This is a genomic window from Bradyrhizobium iriomotense, from assembly GCF_018130765.1.
In the GTDB taxonomy this organism is placed as follows: Bacteria; Pseudomonadota; Alphaproteobacteria; order Rhizobiales; family Xanthobacteraceae; genus Bradyrhizobium; species Bradyrhizobium iriomotense_A.
The window spans coordinates 22,136-36,916 of sequence record NZ_JAFCJZ010000029.1; the positions used below are offsets into that span (position 1 = coordinate 22,136).

The window sequence follows — 14,781 nt, forward strand, 5'->3', positions numbered from 1 at the left end:
AAAGGATCAATCGCTTAACGGGCGGGCAATGCGCCGCGAAACCGCTGCCCTCCCTCTCCCGCTTGCGGGGGAGGGCCGGGGTGGGGGTGCTTCCGCGTCGGGATCGCCTGAGGTCTATGGATGAAATCCCCGAGTGGAGAGAGCCCCCACCCGGCGCTTCGCGCCGACCTCCCCCGCAAGCGGGAGAGGTTGAAGGCGCCCGCGGCACGACCCGTCCAACTCGGCTTCACCTGCCGCTAGGTCTTGCCGCCCCAATCGCCCAGCACCGCCTGCACCAGCGCCAGCGCGGCGACGGCGGCCGTGTCGGCCCGCATGATGCGGGGGCCGAGCGCCAGCCGCAGGATCCTGGGCTGCCGCAGCAGCAGCGCCCGCTCTTCCTCGGCAAAACCGCCTTCGGGGCCGATCAGCACGTCGATACCGTCTTCGGCCTCGCGCGCGCCGTGCAGGCTCTGAACGGGGTTTTGGACTTCCGCCGCCTCATCGCAAAAGATGAGCAGCCGGTCGGCAGGGCGCTGACCGAGGTATCGCTCCAGCGGCACCGGCTCGCCGACGCTGGCAATGCTGAGGATGCCGCATTGCTCCGCCGCTTCGACCACATTGGCCCGCATCCGCTCGGTGTTGACCCGGGAGGCCTGGGTGAACCTGGTCAGGACCGGCTGCAAGCTGGCGGCGCCCATCTCGATGGCCTTCTGGACCATGTAGTCGAGCCGGGCATGCTTGAGCGGGGCGAAGACATAAGTGAGGTCGGCGAGCCGGTCCTGGGGCCGGGTCTGCTGCAGGATCACGAGGCCGTCCGGCCGCTTGCGGCCTTCGATCGCGGCCTGCCACTCGCCGTCGCGACCGTTGAAGGCCAGGACCTCGGCCCCGGCCGCCAGTCGCAGCACATTGCCGAGATAATTGCTCTGGTCGCGGTCGAGCGGAACCCTGGCGTCCTGGGCGAGAGGGGCATCGACGAACAGGCGGGGAGCGCGAAAATCGTAGGATGGCATCGTTCAAAGGTCCGATTTGGGGCCGTTCTTAACCCAAACCAGTAGTTTTGGGGGTAAATATCGCCTAATCGGTGCGTCCCCGCGCCGCGCTCTTGCCCTATTCGGCGGGTTGTTAAGCGCCGGCGGGAATCGTAAAAACGCGAGCACGCTGGTTGCGCTTCAATTGGGAAGACGCCGAACCCCGTAAGCTCCTGCCGGAGAGACTGCCTTGATGATCCGTCATCTGATGGTTCCGATCACTGCCGCCATGGTCACCATGGGTGCCGCGGGCGCCTATGCGCAGAGCGCCTTCCCGGCGCCGCTGCCAAACCAGGCCGCGAGCAGTTCGGCATTTCCGCCCGTGAACGGCTCGGCGCCGACGGCCTCCGTCGGCACGGCGCCGCAATCCTCGTTTCCGGTGAACGGCGCAGCGCCGCTCGGCGGCGCTGGCGCGTTCAGTGCGGCCCCTCCGACGCAGGCCCCGGGTGAGGACTGCATGAAGGCTTTCGTTCCTCTGCGCGAGGAGGCCGAGAAGCGCGGCAAGGCGATCAAGGCCGCGAGCGACCGTCATGCGCCGCCGGACGAGGCCTGCAAGCTGATCCGCAATTTCAGCCAGGCTGAAACGAAGATGATCAAGTACATCGAGACCAACGCCGCCAAATGCGGAATCCCGCCGCAGATCGGCGCGCAGATGAAGGACGGCCACAAGAACACCGAGGCCATGCAGACCAAGGTCTGCAACGTCGCGCAGCAGATGCAGAACCAGCCGCGCGGTGCGGCCGGTCCGTCACTGAGCGAGGTGCTGGGTTCGGGCTCGGCGCCCGAGGCTAATGCCGGCAAGAAGGGCGGCAGCACGTTCGATACGCTCAACGGCAACGTTCTGACCCGATGAACGACACATCCGCCCGCGTTGCCGACTCCACCGGCAACTGGGTCGATACGCTCGCGCCGCAATGGGCGCGGCCTTACTTGCGCGTGTCCCGCTTCGATCGTCCGATCGGCTCCTGGCTTCTGCTGATGCCTTGCTGGTGGTCGGCGGCGCTTGCCGCCGGCATCGCGCACGATGCCAGCCGCCTGCCGCTCACCATCATCCTGTTCTTCATCGGCGCCTTCGTAATGCGTGGCGCGGGCTGCACCTGGAACGACATCACCGACCGCAACCTCGATGCCAAGGTCGAGCGCACCCGCTCGCGGCCGCTGCCCGCGGGACAGATCACCGTGAAGCAGGCGCTCGCCTTCATGATCGCGCAGGCCGTGATCGGTCTCGTCGTGCTGCTCCAGTTCAACCGCTTTGCCGTCGCGACTGGTATCGCCTCGCTCGCGGTCGTCGCCATCTATCCTTTCATGAAGCGCGTCACCTGGTGGCCGCAGGTCTTCCTCGGGCTTGCCTTCTCCTGGGGGGCGCTGATGGGCTTTGCCGTCACCTTCGGACGCATCGACCTCACCGCGCTGGTGCTCTATGCAGGGTCGATCGCCTGGGTGATCGGCTATGACACCATCTATGCGCATCAGGACGCCGAGGACGACGCGTTGATCGGCGTCAAGTCCACTGCGCGTTTGTTCGGCGCGCATACGCATCAGGCGCTGATCCTGTTCTACGGGCTTGCGGTGGTGCTGATCGGCGTCGCGCTGGCCTCAGGCGACGTGCGCTGGCCGGCCTGGCTCGGTCTTGCGGCCTTTGCCGCGCATCTCGCTTCGCAGATCGTGCGCTTGAGGATCGACGATCCCGAACTGTGCCTGCGCCTGTTCAAGTCGAACAAGCATGCGGGCGCGCTGCTGTTTGCGGGATTGCTCGCCGACGCGGTGATGCGGGCGGCGTAACGCGAATCCGTAGGGTGGATTAGCGAAGCGTAATCCACCACTTTGCTTTCCATGCGGATAGATATTGGTGGGTTACGCCTTCGGCTATCCCACCCTACGGCACCGTGATTGCCGCTCAGTTCCTCGCGATGATCTCGCGTTCGTCGCGATGGACAGGCAGCTCGCGCACCATGCCGGTACGCCGGCGCATCAAGAATTTCGGACGGCGGGCGCGGATTGCGTTGGCGCGGCGGCGGCGGGCTGCGGGCTTGCGCGCGCCTTCGTCGAGCTGCGGAAGCGCAAAAATCTCGCTCCAGACCGCCCAGGCCTCGGTAAGCTCATTGGCTTCGGCGCCGACCAGCAGCGGAACGGAGAGTGAGGGGTCGCGATGGACGAGGACGAGCGCCTGCGCCTCGTCATTGCCGCGCAGCGCGACGCCGGTGAAATCGCTGACGCGAACGTTGATCGCCATCTGCATGCCGCGGACGGCACGGCGCAGCACGACACGCTCGCGATGAAGCTCGATCTGCCTGGTGTATCCGTCGGCGCGCGGGTCATGCGCGTCGAAGCGGACCGGAAGGGAAAGGGGGTCGAGCCGCAAGCTGCGGCTCGACCCGGCGGGAGCGACCCCGCATGTTGATGTTTGACGCCTCACGGCTTTCGTTCTCCCCGCCGGGATTATGTTCCCGGTCGATGCGAGGACCTTAGCGCGGCCCTTTCCGAAACCGCTTAAAAAGGCTGGTTAACCCAGCGTCACCACGGCTCATGATTGACAAGACCTTGGCGCGCATGATTGACGAGACGTTGCGCCGGGGAAGCGAATCTGAGCTTTTTGCGGGCTGAAAATGCTTGAAGTCCGCACCATTTGGGCACATCTGGTGGGTTCGGCCGTTCCGAGCCCGCCCCCGCCCCAACAGGATTTCGTTTGTGAACCCTTCACCAAGCTCGACGCTTTCGCCCCAGGATTCTTCCAAGGCCAATCGCGACCTGTTCGATCAGTCCGCGCTGTCCGATCTCGCACAGCGGCTGGTGGAGGCGGCCAAGCGCGCAGGCGCCGATGCGGCCGATGCGGTCGCGGTGCGCGGCGTCTCGCAGGGCGTCGAGGTGCGCGACGGCCGCGTCGAGGAATCCGAGCGGTCCGAGGGCGATGATGTCGGCCTGCGCGTGCTGGTCGGCCAGCGCCAGGCGGTGGTGTCGACCAACGACGTCAGCGGCGATGCCGTGACCAAGCTCGCCGAACGCGCGGTGGCGATGGCGAAGGTCGCGCCGGTCGATAAATATGTCGGCCTCGCCGATCCCGCGCTGCTGGCGCGCGACTTCCCCGATCTCGATCTGCTCGATCCCGACGTGCCCGCGACGAGCGAGCTCGAGCGCCGCGCGCTCGCCGCTGAAGCTGCGGCGCTCGCGGTGAAGGGAGTCACAAAATCCGGCGGCGCCTCGGCCTCCGCCGGCATGGGCGGCATGGTGCTTGTCACCTCGACCGGCTTCCACGGCTCTTACTTGCGCTCCAGCCAGGGCATCTCGGCCACCGCCATCGCGGGCGAAGGCACCGGCATGGAGCGCGACTACGATTTCACCTCGGCGCCGCACGGCGCCGATCTGCTGTCGCCGGAAACCGTCGGCCGTTCCGCCGGCGAGCGCACCGTGGCGCGCTACAATCCGCGCAAGGTCGAGACCTGCAAGGTGCCCGTCGTGTTCGACCCGCGCGTCGCGGGCTCGCTGGTCGGCCATCTCGTCGGCGCCATCAACGGCGCCTCGATCGCGCGCAAGACCAGCTTTTTGAAAGACAAGCTCGGCCAGCAGCTGTTCGCCAAGAACATCCGCATCATCGACGATCCCCTGCGCAAGCGCGGCCTGCGCTCGCAGAGCTTCGACGCCGAAGGCGTCGCGGTGAGGAGGACAGCGCTGGTCGACGAAGGCGTGCTGACGACCTGGCTGCTCGACTGCGCGACCGCGCGCGAGCTTGGGCTGGCCACCACCGGCCACGCCCATCGCGGCGTTTCGTCCTCGCCCTCGCCGGGGCCGTACAATCTGCATCTCGAAGCCGGCGCGCCGACGCCCGCCGAGCTGATCGCCGACATCAAGCAGGGCTTCTACGTCACCGACCTGATCGGCTCCGGTGTCAACGGCGTCACCGGCGATTACAGCCGCGGCGCCTCCGGCTTCTGGATCGAGAACGGCGAGATCACCTATCCCGTCAGCGAGGTGACGATCGCCGGCCATCTGTTCGAGATCTTCAAGTCGATGCAGCCGGCGAACAATCTCGAATTCCGCTACGGCATCAATGCGCCGACGGTGCGCATCGAGGGTTTGACGCTTGGCGGACGCTGACGCGAACTCCCTCGACGCAACCATCCTGACCCGCGACGCGGCGCTGCTGAAAGACACGGTGCGGGAGGCGGGCGCGCTCGCGCAGTCGATGTTCCGCACCGAGCTGAAGAAGTGGATCAAGGGCGCGTCCTCCCCGGTGTCGGAAGCCGACATCGCCGTCAACGATTTGCTCGAAGCGCGCCTGCGCGCCGCGACGCCCGACTACGGCTGGCTCTCCGAGGAGAGCGCCGACGATTCCACGCGGCTGTCGCGGCGGCTCACCTGGGTGGTCGATCCCATCGACGGCACGCGCAATTATCTGGGCGGCCATGACGAATGGTGTGTCAGCGTTGCGCTGGTCGAGGGCGCCACGCCCGTTCTCGCTGCGGTGTTCGCACCGAGCAGCGACGAGTTCTTCTTTGCGGTCCGAGGGCAAGGCACGACGCTCAACGGCACGGCCGTGCGGGCGACCTCCGGATCCGAGCTCGATTTCTCGCGCGTGGCCGGCCCAAAACCCCTGGTCGAACGCCTGAAGACCTCGCCCGGCGAGATCAAGCTGCACCCGCGAATCGGCTCGCTCGCGCTCCGGCTTTGCCGGGTCGCCCATGGCACGCTGGATGCGGCTTTTGCGGGCGGCAACAGCCATGATTGGGACCTTGCGGCGGCCGATTTGATCGTGCAGGAAGCGGATGGTAGGATGAGCGACCTCTCCGGAGATCCCATCCTCTATAACCGCCGGGAAGTGGCCCACGGGGTGCTGGTGGCAGCGGGACGCGATCGTCATGCGAGCATTGTCGCGCATTTTCGAAACCGTCCTTTGGCCTGAAGCGCTTTCGCGTGCCTGTCGACCACTGCTTTGCCGGGCAGCCCGTTAGAAAGAGAACCCATGCCAGATAGTGCCCCGCAACAACTGCTTCACCTCGTCATCGGCGGAGAGCTCGTCGATCTCGAGCGCAACATCTTCAAGAACCTGGACGACGTCGAGATCGTCGGGCTCTATCCGAACTACGCGACGGCCCACGCCGCTTGGCGGGCCAAGGCGCAGAGCACGGTCGACAATGCGCAGATGCGCTATTTCATCGTCCATCTCCACCGGCTGCTCGACCCGAATCAAGAACCGGCGCGTTGAAAAAACTGCTTCGCAATACGCTGCGAAGCAGCTTCGTTCAGCGTGCCGTCGGGGTCCTGGCGGCCGAATATCTGCGCTTTGTCTGGCGGACCAACAAATTCACGTTCGATCCGCCCGACGTCTATGACATCGTCGAGCCGCAGATCCCGGCCATCTTCGCCTTCTGGCACGGCCAGCACTTCCTCACCCCCTTCATCAAGAACAAGGACTGGTACAAGGCCAGGGTCCTGATCTCGCGGCACCGCGACGGCGAGTTCAACGCCATCGCCGCCGAGCGGCTCGGCATCGGCACGATCCGTGGTTCCGGCGATCATGGCGGGGCCTTCCACCGCAAGGGCGGGGTCGGCGCCTTCAAGGAAATGGTGCGGACGCTCCAGGACGGTTGTAATGTCGCGCTGACCGCCGATGTCCCCAAGCGCTCCCGCGTGGCCGGGCTCGGCATCATCATGCTGGCACGGGAATCGGGACGGCCGATCATGCCTTTCGCGATGGCGACCAGCCGCTTCATCCGGCTCAAGAACTGGGACCGCACCACCATCAATCTGCCGTTCGGCCGGGGCGCATTGGTCGGCATCAAGGAAATCCACGTTCCCGCAGATGCCGACGCCGCCATGATGGAAGCGCTGCGGCAGGAACTGGAGGACACGCTGAACGAGGCGACCCGGCGCGCCTATGCGCAGCTCGGCCGCCCGGGACCGGAAGATGCCTAAATCGCTGCCCATTGCGCTGCCGATCACGCTGCGGATGTACCGGCGCCTGGCTAGCGGCCTGGTGCCGCTCGCCCCTGCGCTGATCAAGCGGCGCTTGAAGCAGGGCAAGGAAGACCCCGCGCGGGTCGGCGAACGGCGGGGCCTGTCCCGCGACGTGCGCCCGCACGGCCCGCTGGTCTGGATCCACGGCGCCAGCGTCGGCGAGGTGCTGGCCGCCGCCGCCCTGATCGAGCGCCTGCGCGATCTCAATTTGCGCATCCTGCTCACCTCGGGCACCGTCACCTCGGCGGCGGTCGTCGCAAAACGCTTTCCGCCCGACGTCATCCATCAATACGTGCCGTATGATTCCCCGCGTTATGTCGCGCGCTTCCTCGACCATTGGCAGCCGTCGCTGGCGCTGTTCATCGAATCCGATTTGTGGCCGAACCTGATCCTGGCGGGCGCCGCACGGCGGGTGCCGATGGTGCTGATCAACGGGCGGATGTCGCCGCGCTCCTTCCCGCGCTGGCGGCGGATGCACGGCACCATCTCGGCACTGCTGTCGCGGTTCGATATTTGTCTGGCGCAGTCCAGGACCGATGCGGAGCGCTTCTCCACGCTCGGCAGCCGCGACGTCGTCACCACGGGCAATCTCAAGCTCGACGTGCCGGCGCCGCCGGCCGATCCCGCCAAGCTCGAACGGCTGATGGCGATGACGCGCGGGCGGCCGATCATCGTCGCCGCCTCGACCCATCCGGGCGAGGACGAGATGCTGGTCGCGGCGCATCGCAGCCTCGTCGGCTTCTTCCCGCAGCTTCTGACCGTGATCGTGCCGCGGCATCCCGATCGCGGCTCCTCGATCGCGGGCCTCGTCACGGCGTCGGGCCTGAAGCCCGCCTTGCGCTCGCGCGAGGAGCTGCCGACGGCCGCGACCGACGTCTACGTCGCCGACACCATGGGCGAGCTCGGCCTGTTCTATCGCCTCTCGCCGATCGTGTTCATGGGCGGATCGCTGATCCGCCACGGCGGGCAGAACCCGATCGAGGCGATCAAGCTCGGGGCCGCCATCGTCCACGGTCCGCACGTCTTCAACTTCACCGAGGTCTATGAGGCGCTCGATGCAAGCGGCGGCGCGCGCCAGGCCGATACGCAGGAGCTCCTGGTCAAGCAGCTCGGCCAGCTGCTGGCTGATCCCACGTTGCGCGACAAGATGCAGCAGGCAGGTGCCGGCGTCGTCGAGCAACTCGGCGGCGCGCTCAACCGCACCATGACCGCGCTCGAGCCGTATCTGCTGCAATTGCGGATCGAGATGGGAGCCGCCAATGCGTGAGCCGGCCTTCTGGTACCGGCCACGTTCTCTTCAGTCGCACGCGCTGTGGCCGCTCGGTGCGCTCTACGGCGCGATCACCGAACGGCGCATGCTGGGCAAGGGCGTGGATGCCGGCATCCCCGTGATCTGCGTCGGCAATTACCATGTCGGCGGCGCCGGCAAGACGCCGACCGTGCTGGCGTTGACCAAGCTGTTGCGCGAGCTCGGCGAGACGCCGGTGGTGCTGAGCCGCGGCTATGGCGGGCGCCTGCAGGGCCCGGTGATGGTCGATCGCGAGCGCCACACCGCGACTGACGTCGGCGACGAGCCCTTGATGATGGCGCGCGATGTTCCTGTCGCCGTCGCGCGCGACCGCCTCGATGGCGTGGCGCTGGCGAAGTCGCGAGGTGCCACCGTGATCCTGATGGACGACGGCTTCCAGAACCCGAGTCTTTTGAAGGATACCTCGCTGATCGTGATCGACAGCGAGCGCGGCCTCGGCAACGGTGCGGTGTTTCCCGCCGGTCCCCTGCGCGCGCCGCTGCAGGCGCAGCTCGCGCGTACTGACGCGCTGGTGCTGATCGGGGACGGCCGCGCCGCCAACGATGTCGCCGCCGAACTCGCCAAGCGCAACAGGCCCGAGCTGCGCGCGCGCTTGAAGCCGGATGCGGCGTCGCTCGCGCAGCTGCTCGGCAGGCGCGTCTTCGCCTTCGCCGGCATCGGCGATCCCCAGCGCTTCTTCCGCACATTGCAGGCCAGTGGCATCGAGGTCACGCGCACGCGCCGCTTCGACGATCATCACATGTTCTCGCGCGAGGAGCTCGCCGCGCTCGCAGCGGAAGCCCAGCGCGAGCAGTTGACGCTGGTGACGACGGAAAAGGATCTTGCGCGCCTGCATGGCAGCGAAGGCGTGCCCGCCGGCATCGTGCCGTTCGCCGTCCAGCTCGAATTCGACGACCCGGCCAAGCTGCGGCAATTGATCAGCAACCAACTCTACAAGGCGCGCGAGCGTCGCTTCACCAGACGCTGATCTCGTAGGGTGGGCAAAGCTTAGCGTGCCCACCAACTTCGTTCCGCACTCGCCAAAGCTCCCCGCTTCAGCAGCCAGTCATGCTCACCACGCCCCGACGACCATCAATCCGATAATGGTCAGGCACGAGACGCAGGTCACCAAGACGGTATAGCATTCGGGTGTGTTCATCGCAGCCTCGCAAACTGCTGCCAATTGCTTGGTCGCTGCCACGCGGGAGAGATGCCGGTCTTGGCCGCTTCAATTCGGCGCGGTCCGGTTGGCCTTGCGGTGTACCGCCGCCCTCTTGTCGTCACTCTGATCCGAAACGAGATAGTCCGCTTCGAGTGCTTCAAAGCGTTCAGCTGCGATCAGAAGCTGTTTGCGCATTTCAGCGAGGCGGGCGCGGCAATATTCGCGATAGAGCAAGTCCAGTATGATGGGCATGATCACCCCCATCGATTGACTTTGAATTTACAGATATTCCACCGCGGATTTCGAGGTGATCGTAGCCCGTCAGATAGCTCTTCGATATGAGCCCGTTCACAGACTGCGCCAATTCCAAAGCTCAATGGCCGTTTGGTTGACCTGATCGTCTGTGCGATAAAAAGAGCAGGGCTAATTACCTAACACGCAGTTTAGCAGCGCTCTGTTTCAGCAAGACTTCGTCGAACAACTTAAGGACGCCGGACTGCGACGAAAAATCCAACTACAGCGCGAAATTACTAACTACGAAGCGCAAGTACTATTCGATGCAACGCGGATTGAAACGACGGAAAACATTTCGGCTGCGGAGTGGCGATTCTGGTGCGCGTGCACATCGTCTCCATCCCCAGCTCGTGCGAGAAGTTGCGCGCGCGTGTTACGCTGGCGGAATGGTTGCGCTCGCCCCATCCCTGCAGACATTCATCCTGTCCACGACATCAACTCGGAAAGCAGGCCCGGGCGGTCAGCGTCACTGGAGAGAGGTTGAGAATCTGCGGAAACGTAAATGCATAATTCGCACTTACCTCGTTGCCGCATGCTGACGTGGCAAAGGTGAACGTCTCCGCAGGGAGCGTGAGGCCGTACGCCTGCTGGGCCGCGTAGCTCGTGATGGCGCTGCTGCTTGGGCAGAGCGTGCTGTTGACGGTTGCGCAACGCGCCGCCATCTCGCTCCCGTGCTGGATCCCCAGCTGAGTCCAGAACAGCAGCCCGAATTCGATGATGCCAAATATGAACAGGAAGAACACCGGAGCGGTCAGCGCAAATTCCAGCGCCGATGCGCCCCGATTGTCTCGCCATAGCGCCGTGAGTTTCACTGCAGCCTCGCAGTGGACTGCACGCTATAAGTGTATGTGGCCGCCACGATCTGGTAATCGATCAGCGTAGAGTACGTCGCTTGCGCCGAGACCGTCGTGTATGTTCCGGCCTGCGCGCCGCCGGGGCAGGCGGTCCCGCAAGTGACGGCGCTAACCCCCGTACTCGTTGGGCAGCCGCAAAATTGGACCGGCGCAGGTGAAGCAGTGATGTTTGTGGCGTTGGTGGCGCTTGTTACGGCGGAGGAAATGCCACTCTCGTTAAAGCCGCGCGCAATTGCGTATTGTGCGCCCGCTTGTGCGGCATTTTCGACCTGCATCTTGCGATAGAGGGCAAGCCCGATGTCTGTCACCGAAACGGCCATCAGAGACAACACCGGGATCAGGATGCCGAATTCGGCGGCCGCGACGCCACTCTTGTCGCGGACGGCGGCGCGGACGTGCCCCGTCAGCGAATTAAGCAGTCGACGGTGGCGCTTGGATGAGAAGTTCTGGCTTTGCATGGTCCAAACCTCATTCGATGAGCTGGGCGGTTTGCGAACCTATCGTCGCGGTGCCGAGCGCGCTGCAATTGACCTGGAGGTTCGACGTGCCGCTGAATGTCAGCGTGTCCGCGATGATTTTGGTGCAGGATGTGCTCGTGCCGTTGCCGCCGCTGAAGCTGAGGTTAGCCTTTGGCAGGTAGATGGCACCGCCGAAGTTCTGTGTGCTGCCGCCGGTGAGATTGAAGGCAGTCCCGGCCGGCATGTTGCGGTCGCCGTACATGACGATGCCTTTCGTGGGGCCGCTGGTCGGTGCGGTCAGGTCGACGGTGGCGTTGCTGCCGATTGAAGCGGTGCCCCAGTCGCTTCCCGAGCCCGTAAACACCAGGGTCACACCGCTGCCCGTGATGGTGGCGTTTCCGGCGACGCTCAAGTTTGCTCCGTCCAGATAATAGATGCCTGGACTAAGGTTCAGGGTTGCGCCGGCATTGACCGTAATGCTGCCCATGTAGCAGCCGGGGTCGAGCGAGTTGGTTTTTCCATTGGCGTTGACCGTGATCTTGGCGTTGGTGCAACTCGGCCTCGCGGGAGGCGAGACGTTGGCGTACGGATCGGCCACGGGCATTATGTGCGTCCTGATACCGTTGGTCGCCGTGATGCTGCTCGCCCCTGAGACGTCGCCGACCACTCCGACCTGATTTGCAGCGACCGTGGCGCTACCGGCGACGTTGAGCGAGGGGCTCGCACCTGAATTGCTGTAAAGGTTGCACTTGATCAGGTTGAGCTGGTTGCCGCCGCTGACGTTGACGGCGGGACTTGCGCTCGAGTTGAGCGCAAGTACGCAGCCTGTCCCGAAATTGGGCAGGGCGACCGAGCGGGCGGTTATCTGGACAGGATCCGAGCCGAACAGGGCTGACAGCAACCGCTGTTGCGGTTGACTCACGATGACTTCGATTGCCTGCGAATTCGATGCATGATTGCCCGATTTCGGTGGCTGGTTCACCGTGACCGTGACGTTGTTCGCTCCGTTCGCGTAACCGTAGTTTGCCGTAACCGCTTTGGCTTCGGACGAGGGGTCGGTCCCAGCACTCGCCGCTGTCGCGGCACTCACCGCGCCGGAGTCAGCCGCGCTCTGCATATTCTTGTGCTTGTAGTACCACCATCCGACTTCGGTGCCGAGGCCCGCGGTGCCGACCAGGACCGGCATCAGCAGCGCCGAGATGATCACATAGCTGCCCGACTGATCTCGGGCAAATCGCCTAAGCAGGCTAACCGTTCGCTCGCGCCGCCGGGCATGTCCCTCTGCACACAATGTTGCATCGAACGAACGGTTGCAAAGTCTCCGGCGGTCCATGTGTTACCTGCCTGATTGCCACTTTTTCCCATGAAAGGGTGGTGCAGACCGACTTAAACCTGGCTCAACGGGAGCGAGACAATTTTAGATATCGGCTGACATTCAGCCGACGTTCATGGCCGCGCCTCTATCGATTCATCTCCGATCAGGAGAATTCGATGAAACCGCGGTCCGCGATCGTTGCCGCCACCCTCTTATGTCTGCCGGTTTTGCCCGCCCTGGCTCAGACTTCCTCGCAGCCGCCCGCCGCCGCTCCGGCAGGCACGGTGCCGGTTCCGGCGACCAAGCGCGTCACCTGTCTGGCGACCACGCAAAACCTGAAAGGCCAGGACAAGCGCGACCAGATGCAGCTCTGCATGGCGCAGGCGCGCGTCGATTGCCTGAAGCAGGCGATCGATCAGAAGGTGGTCGGGGAGCCCAGGAAGAGCTTTATCAAGACCTGCGTAGGCGGAGATGCCACGGAGCAGTGAACAGGCTCGATGCCGTAGGGTGGGCAAAGCAACGCGTGCCCACCTCATTCGTCGCGATCGCGGAGGGACGGTGGGCACGGCGCTTTGCGCCTTTGCCCACCCTGCGGGATCACGACTGCTTCAGCGCGCCCGGAAAGTGCCGCTGCAGCACCGCGGCGGGCGTGGCGTAGGCCTCCTGCAGGTCCACGCTCCAGTACTTCAATTCGTCGAGCGGAATCCGCGTGTCGGTGATGGCGCAGCGCACGAAGGTCCCCGGCGAGATCACGCGGAAATCGCCATCGAGATATTGCACCTGCGCTTCGCCATGGCCGGAAGAGCCGAACTTGTTCAGCACGGTCGAGAGTCTCCGTGGAAGGCCCGTAAGGGCACGATGTGTTGGACGGGATGTAGCATAGATAGGGTGGCTTGTCCGCCCGTTAAACCCACCGGTTTGTGATGTTTTGCGGCCGTTTCCGCATGGTAGTGCTCCGGGCGAAGGATCGTCCCGCCGCTCGCGGCCGGCACCTGATACGGCAGAGTCCGATGCGCCTTCGACTGATCGCCCTGTTCCTGATGCTCCTGATACCGGCCGCACACGCGGCTGCGCCGGCGCCCGCGCCGCATCAGGTCGAGATTCCGCTCGCCTCGGGAATCCTGCATGCGCAGCTCTACAAGCCCGAGGGTGAGGGGCCGTTTCCGACCGTGATCGCGCTGCATGGCTGCGGCGGCCTCGGCGGCCATTCCGATCCCGTGCTGCCGCGCTATCGCGACTGGGCCGAGCGCCTGCTCAAGGCTGGCAATGCCGTGCTGATGCCCGACAGCTACGGTTCGCGCGAGCTCGGGCCGCAATGTCGCGTCAAGGAGAGTCACGTCAAGGCGCGGCGGGAGCGCGTTGCCGACATCGCGGCCTCGCGCGCCTGGCTGATAAAGCAGAGTTGGGTCGCGCGCGACCGCATCAGCCTGATGGGCTGGGCCAATGGCGCCAGCGCACTGCTTTGGGCGGTGCGCCCGCAGAGCACGTCGCGCGATCAGGGGCCGGATTTCCGCGCCGCGATCGCGTTCTATCCGGATTGCCGGATCTCGGCGGGTTTGGGGTGGAGCGCGCGGGTGCCGACGCTGGTGCTGATCGGCGGCAATGACGACGTCTCCTCGCCGCCCGCCTGCCGCCAGATGGTGGACGGCGCGCGCGGCCGCAGCGCGCTCGCGCGCATCGTGGTCTATCCCGGCGCCTATCACGATTTCGACCGTGCCAACACGCCGCTGCATGCAGCCGCCGGTAGCCCCGACGCCGCTGCGCCCGAGCACGGCCATCTCGGCACGGATGTCGATGCGCGCGCGGAGTCGCAGAAGGAAGTCGCGCAATGGCTGGCGCGGTAAGGACGGTGTTGTAGTGCCGTAGCCCGGATGAGCGACTTGTCCGCCGTAGCTCGCAGAGCGAAGGCGGAAGCGATATCCGGGGAAGATCATTCCCGCATGTCGCTGCGCTCATGCGGGCTACGCAGCTCGCCTGGGCGGGGCCGCCCGGGGAACAACATCGCGCGGACAGCCCCGCATCGACCACCGCCCTGCACGGAAAATGGCCGACGGTGAATCTACGGATCGCGCATTGCCGCGGTTTCAGCCTGTAGCCGTGCCATCATTCGACCACGATGTCGATTAAACGCATCTCACATGCGCAACCGCATCACGCTCTTCACCTCCGCCTTGATCGTCTTCACCGTCGCGATCTTCCTGTACGAGGCCCACGCCGGCGCACCCATGCTCGCGCCGGAACATTGCGGCTTCTGGACCACGATCGACGCGGGATTGTCCTGTAGGTAAGGATTTCCGTAGCCCGGATGAGCGAAGCGATATCCGGGACGACTGTTCCCGCATGTCGCTGCGCTCATGCGGGGCACGACGCTACGATCTCTCCACGACGGCGTTGTCGAGAGGGCGCGCGGTTTCTCCCCAACGTCGTCCTGGCGAAAGCCAGGACCCATAC

Annotated in this window: 18 protein-coding genes; 11 read left to right on the forward strand and 7 right to left on the reverse strand. The window is 65.1% G+C overall.

The window, feature by feature from the left end; all coding sequences use genetic code 11:
* Nucleotides 1-236: 236 nt before the first annotated feature.
* The gene (locus JQ635_RS34470; RefSeq protein WP_211414226.1) at nucleotides 237-989 is read right to left on the reverse strand and encodes a 16S rRNA (uracil(1498)-N(3))-methyltransferase; all 753 of its coding nucleotides are present in this window, start codon (nucleotides 987-989) and stop codon (nucleotides 237-239) included.
* 211 nt (nucleotides 990-1,200) lie between these two features.
* Between JQ635_RS34470 and JQ635_RS34475 the strand changes: the two genes are divergently transcribed.
* Together JQ635_RS34475 and ubiA are read left to right on the forward strand one after the other, a co-directional pair.
* Nucleotides 1,201-1,860 (forward strand): hypothetical protein, encoded by a 660-nt coding sequence (locus JQ635_RS34475; protein ID WP_211414309.1) that lies wholly within the window; start codon nucleotides 1,201-1,203, stop codon nucleotides 1,858-1,860.
* Entirely contained in the window at nucleotides 1,857-2,789 is a 933-nt protein-coding gene (ubiA, locus tag JQ635_RS34480) for a 4-hydroxybenzoate octaprenyltransferase (protein ID WP_211414227.1), read from the forward strand. Before JQ635_RS34475 ends, ubiA begins: the two co-directional genes overlap by 4 nt.
* Before the next feature lie 115 nt (nucleotides 2,790-2,904).
* On the opposite strand, the gene JQ635_RS34485 is transcribed toward ubiA, so the two are convergent.
* Nucleotides 2,905-3,423 (reverse strand): DUF6101 family protein, encoded by a 519-nt coding sequence (locus JQ635_RS34485; protein ID WP_211414228.1) that lies wholly within the window; start codon nucleotides 3,421-3,423, stop codon nucleotides 2,905-2,907.
* A 272-nt stretch (nucleotides 3,424-3,695) separates the two neighbouring features.
* Here JQ635_RS34485 and JQ635_RS34490 point away from each other — a divergent pair, with 272 nt between their 5' ends.
* From JQ635_RS34490 to lpxK, 6 genes are read left to right on the forward strand one after another with little or no spacing between them, the layout of a single operon-like run.
* Complete coding sequence (locus tag JQ635_RS34490; RefSeq protein ID WP_211414229.1) at nucleotides 3,696-5,099, forward strand: TldD/PmbA family protein; 1,404 nt, start codon at nucleotides 3,696-3,698, stop codon at nucleotides 5,097-5,099.
* On the forward strand, nucleotides 5,086-5,904 hold the full coding sequence (locus tag JQ635_RS34495) for a 3'(2'),5'-bisphosphate nucleotidase CysQ (RefSeq protein ID WP_211414230.1): 819 nt from the start codon (nucleotides 5,086-5,088) through the stop codon (nucleotides 5,902-5,904). Before JQ635_RS34490 ends, JQ635_RS34495 begins: the two co-directional genes overlap by 14 nt.
* Before the next feature lie 60 nt (nucleotides 5,905-5,964).
* The gene (locus tag JQ635_RS34500; protein ID WP_211414231.1) at nucleotides 5,965-6,207 is read left to right on the forward strand and encodes a DUF4170 domain-containing protein; all 243 of its coding nucleotides are present in this window, start codon (nucleotides 5,965-5,967) and stop codon (nucleotides 6,205-6,207) included.
* Nucleotides 6,204-6,917, forward strand: a complete 714-nt coding sequence (locus JQ635_RS34505) for a lysophospholipid acyltransferase family protein (protein ID WP_211414232.1) — start codon at nucleotides 6,204-6,206, stop codon at nucleotides 6,915-6,917. The genes JQ635_RS34500 and JQ635_RS34505 overlap by 4 nt, the downstream gene beginning before the upstream one ends.
* Complete coding sequence (locus tag JQ635_RS34510; protein ID WP_211414233.1) at nucleotides 6,880-8,226, forward strand: 3-deoxy-D-manno-octulosonic acid transferase; 1,347 nt, start codon at nucleotides 6,880-6,882, stop codon at nucleotides 8,224-8,226. The genes JQ635_RS34505 and JQ635_RS34510 overlap by 38 nt, the downstream gene beginning before the upstream one ends.
* On the forward strand, nucleotides 8,219-9,235 hold the full coding sequence (gene lpxK / locus JQ635_RS34515) for a tetraacyldisaccharide 4'-kinase (RefSeq protein WP_211414234.1): 1,017 nt from the start codon (nucleotides 8,219-8,221) through the stop codon (nucleotides 9,233-9,235). The genes JQ635_RS34510 and lpxK overlap by 8 nt, the downstream gene beginning before the upstream one ends.
* A 240-nt stretch (nucleotides 9,236-9,475) precedes the next feature.
* On the opposite strand, the gene JQ635_RS34520 is transcribed toward lpxK, so the two are convergent.
* From JQ635_RS34520 to JQ635_RS34535, 4 genes are all read right to left on the reverse strand, one after another.
* Nucleotides 9,476-9,661 carry a hypothetical protein gene (locus tag JQ635_RS34520; RefSeq protein ID WP_246583951.1) on the reverse strand — a complete coding sequence of 62 codons (186 nt, stop codon included), beginning with the start codon at nucleotides 9,659-9,661 and terminating at the stop codon, nucleotides 9,476-9,478.
* Between the two features lie 476 nt (nucleotides 9,662-10,137).
* A complete protein-coding gene (locus JQ635_RS34525) occupies nucleotides 10,138-10,515 on the reverse strand; it encodes a TadE/TadG family type IV pilus assembly protein (protein ID WP_349631897.1) in 378 nt (125 codons plus the stop codon).
* Complete coding sequence (locus tag JQ635_RS34530; protein ID WP_211414236.1) at nucleotides 10,512-11,015, reverse strand: TadE/TadG family type IV pilus assembly protein; 504 nt, start codon at nucleotides 11,013-11,015, stop codon at nucleotides 10,512-10,514. Before JQ635_RS34530 ends, JQ635_RS34525 begins: the two co-directional genes overlap by 4 nt.
* 10 nt (nucleotides 11,016-11,025) lie before the next feature.
* The gene (locus JQ635_RS34535; RefSeq protein WP_246583952.1) at nucleotides 11,026-12,348 is read right to left on the reverse strand and encodes a TadE/TadG family type IV pilus assembly protein; all 1,323 of its coding nucleotides are present in this window, start codon (nucleotides 12,346-12,348) and stop codon (nucleotides 11,026-11,028) included.
* Nucleotides 12,349-12,506: 158 nt separating this feature from the next.
* Here JQ635_RS34535 and JQ635_RS34540 point away from each other — a divergent pair, with 158 nt between their 5' ends.
* On the forward strand, nucleotides 12,507-12,818 hold the full coding sequence (locus tag JQ635_RS34540; protein WP_211414237.1) for a hypothetical protein: 312 nt from the start codon (nucleotides 12,507-12,509) through the stop codon (nucleotides 12,816-12,818).
* A 109-nt stretch (nucleotides 12,819-12,927) separates the two neighbouring features.
* On the opposite strand, the gene JQ635_RS34545 is transcribed toward JQ635_RS34540, so the two are convergent.
* Complete coding sequence (locus tag JQ635_RS34545; RefSeq protein WP_183242872.1) at nucleotides 12,928-13,152, reverse strand: DUF2093 domain-containing protein; 225 nt, start codon at nucleotides 13,150-13,152, stop codon at nucleotides 12,928-12,930.
* 188 nt (nucleotides 13,153-13,340) lie between these two features.
* Between JQ635_RS34545 and JQ635_RS34550 the strand changes: the two genes are divergently transcribed.
* Nucleotides 13,341-14,174: a dienelactone hydrolase family protein gene (locus JQ635_RS34550; protein ID WP_211414238.1), complete on the forward strand. Its 834-nt coding sequence runs from the start codon at nucleotides 13,341-13,343 to the stop codon at nucleotides 14,172-14,174.
* A gap of 294 nt (nucleotides 14,175-14,468) precedes the next feature.
* Nucleotides 14,469-14,618 carry a hypothetical protein gene (locus JQ635_RS34555; protein WP_183242876.1) on the forward strand — a complete coding sequence of 50 codons (150 nt, stop codon included), beginning with the start codon at nucleotides 14,469-14,471 and terminating at the stop codon, nucleotides 14,616-14,618.
* Nucleotides 14,619-14,781: the final 163 nt, after the last annotated feature.

Coding starts and splice junctions, on each gene's coding strand:
- JQ635_RS34470 (WP_211414226.1), bottom strand. CDS start 989: ATGCCATCCTACGATTTTCGCGCTCCCCGCCTGTTCGTCGATGCCCCT.
- JQ635_RS34475 (WP_211414309.1), top strand. CDS start 1,201: ATGATCCGTCATCTGATGGTTCCGATCACTGCCGCCATGGTCACCATG.
- ubiA (WP_211414227.1), top strand. CDS start 1,857: ATGAACGACACATCCGCCCGCGTTGCCGACTCCACCGGCAACTGGGTC.
- JQ635_RS34500 (WP_211414231.1), top strand. CDS start 5,965: ATGCCAGATAGTGCCCCGCAACAACTGCTTCACCTCGTCATCGGCGGA.
- JQ635_RS34510 (WP_211414233.1), top strand. CDS start 6,880: ATGCGCAGCTCGGCCGCCCGGGACCGGAAGATGCCTAAATCGCTGCCC.
- lpxK (WP_211414234.1), top strand. CDS start 8,219: ATGCGTGAGCCGGCCTTCTGGTACCGGCCACGTTCTCTTCAGTCGCAC.
- JQ635_RS34520 (WP_246583951.1), bottom strand. CDS start 9,661: ATGCCCATCATACTGGACTTGCTCTATCGCGAATATTGCCGCGCCCGC.
- JQ635_RS34530 (WP_211414236.1), bottom strand. CDS start 11,015: ATGCAAAGCCAGAACTTCTCATCCAAGCGCCACCGTCGACTGCTTAAT.
- JQ635_RS34535 (WP_246583952.1), bottom strand. CDS start 12,348: ATGGACCGCCGGAGACTTTGCAACCGTTCGTTCGATGCAACATTGTGT.
- JQ635_RS34540 (WP_211414237.1), top strand. CDS start 12,507: ATGAAACCGCGGTCCGCGATCGTTGCCGCCACCCTCTTATGTCTGCCG.
- JQ635_RS34550 (WP_211414238.1), top strand. CDS start 13,341: ATGCGCCTTCGACTGATCGCCCTGTTCCTGATGCTCCTGATACCGGCC.
- JQ635_RS34555 (WP_183242876.1), top strand. CDS start 14,469: ATGCGCAACCGCATCACGCTCTTCACCTCCGCCTTGATCGTCTTCACC.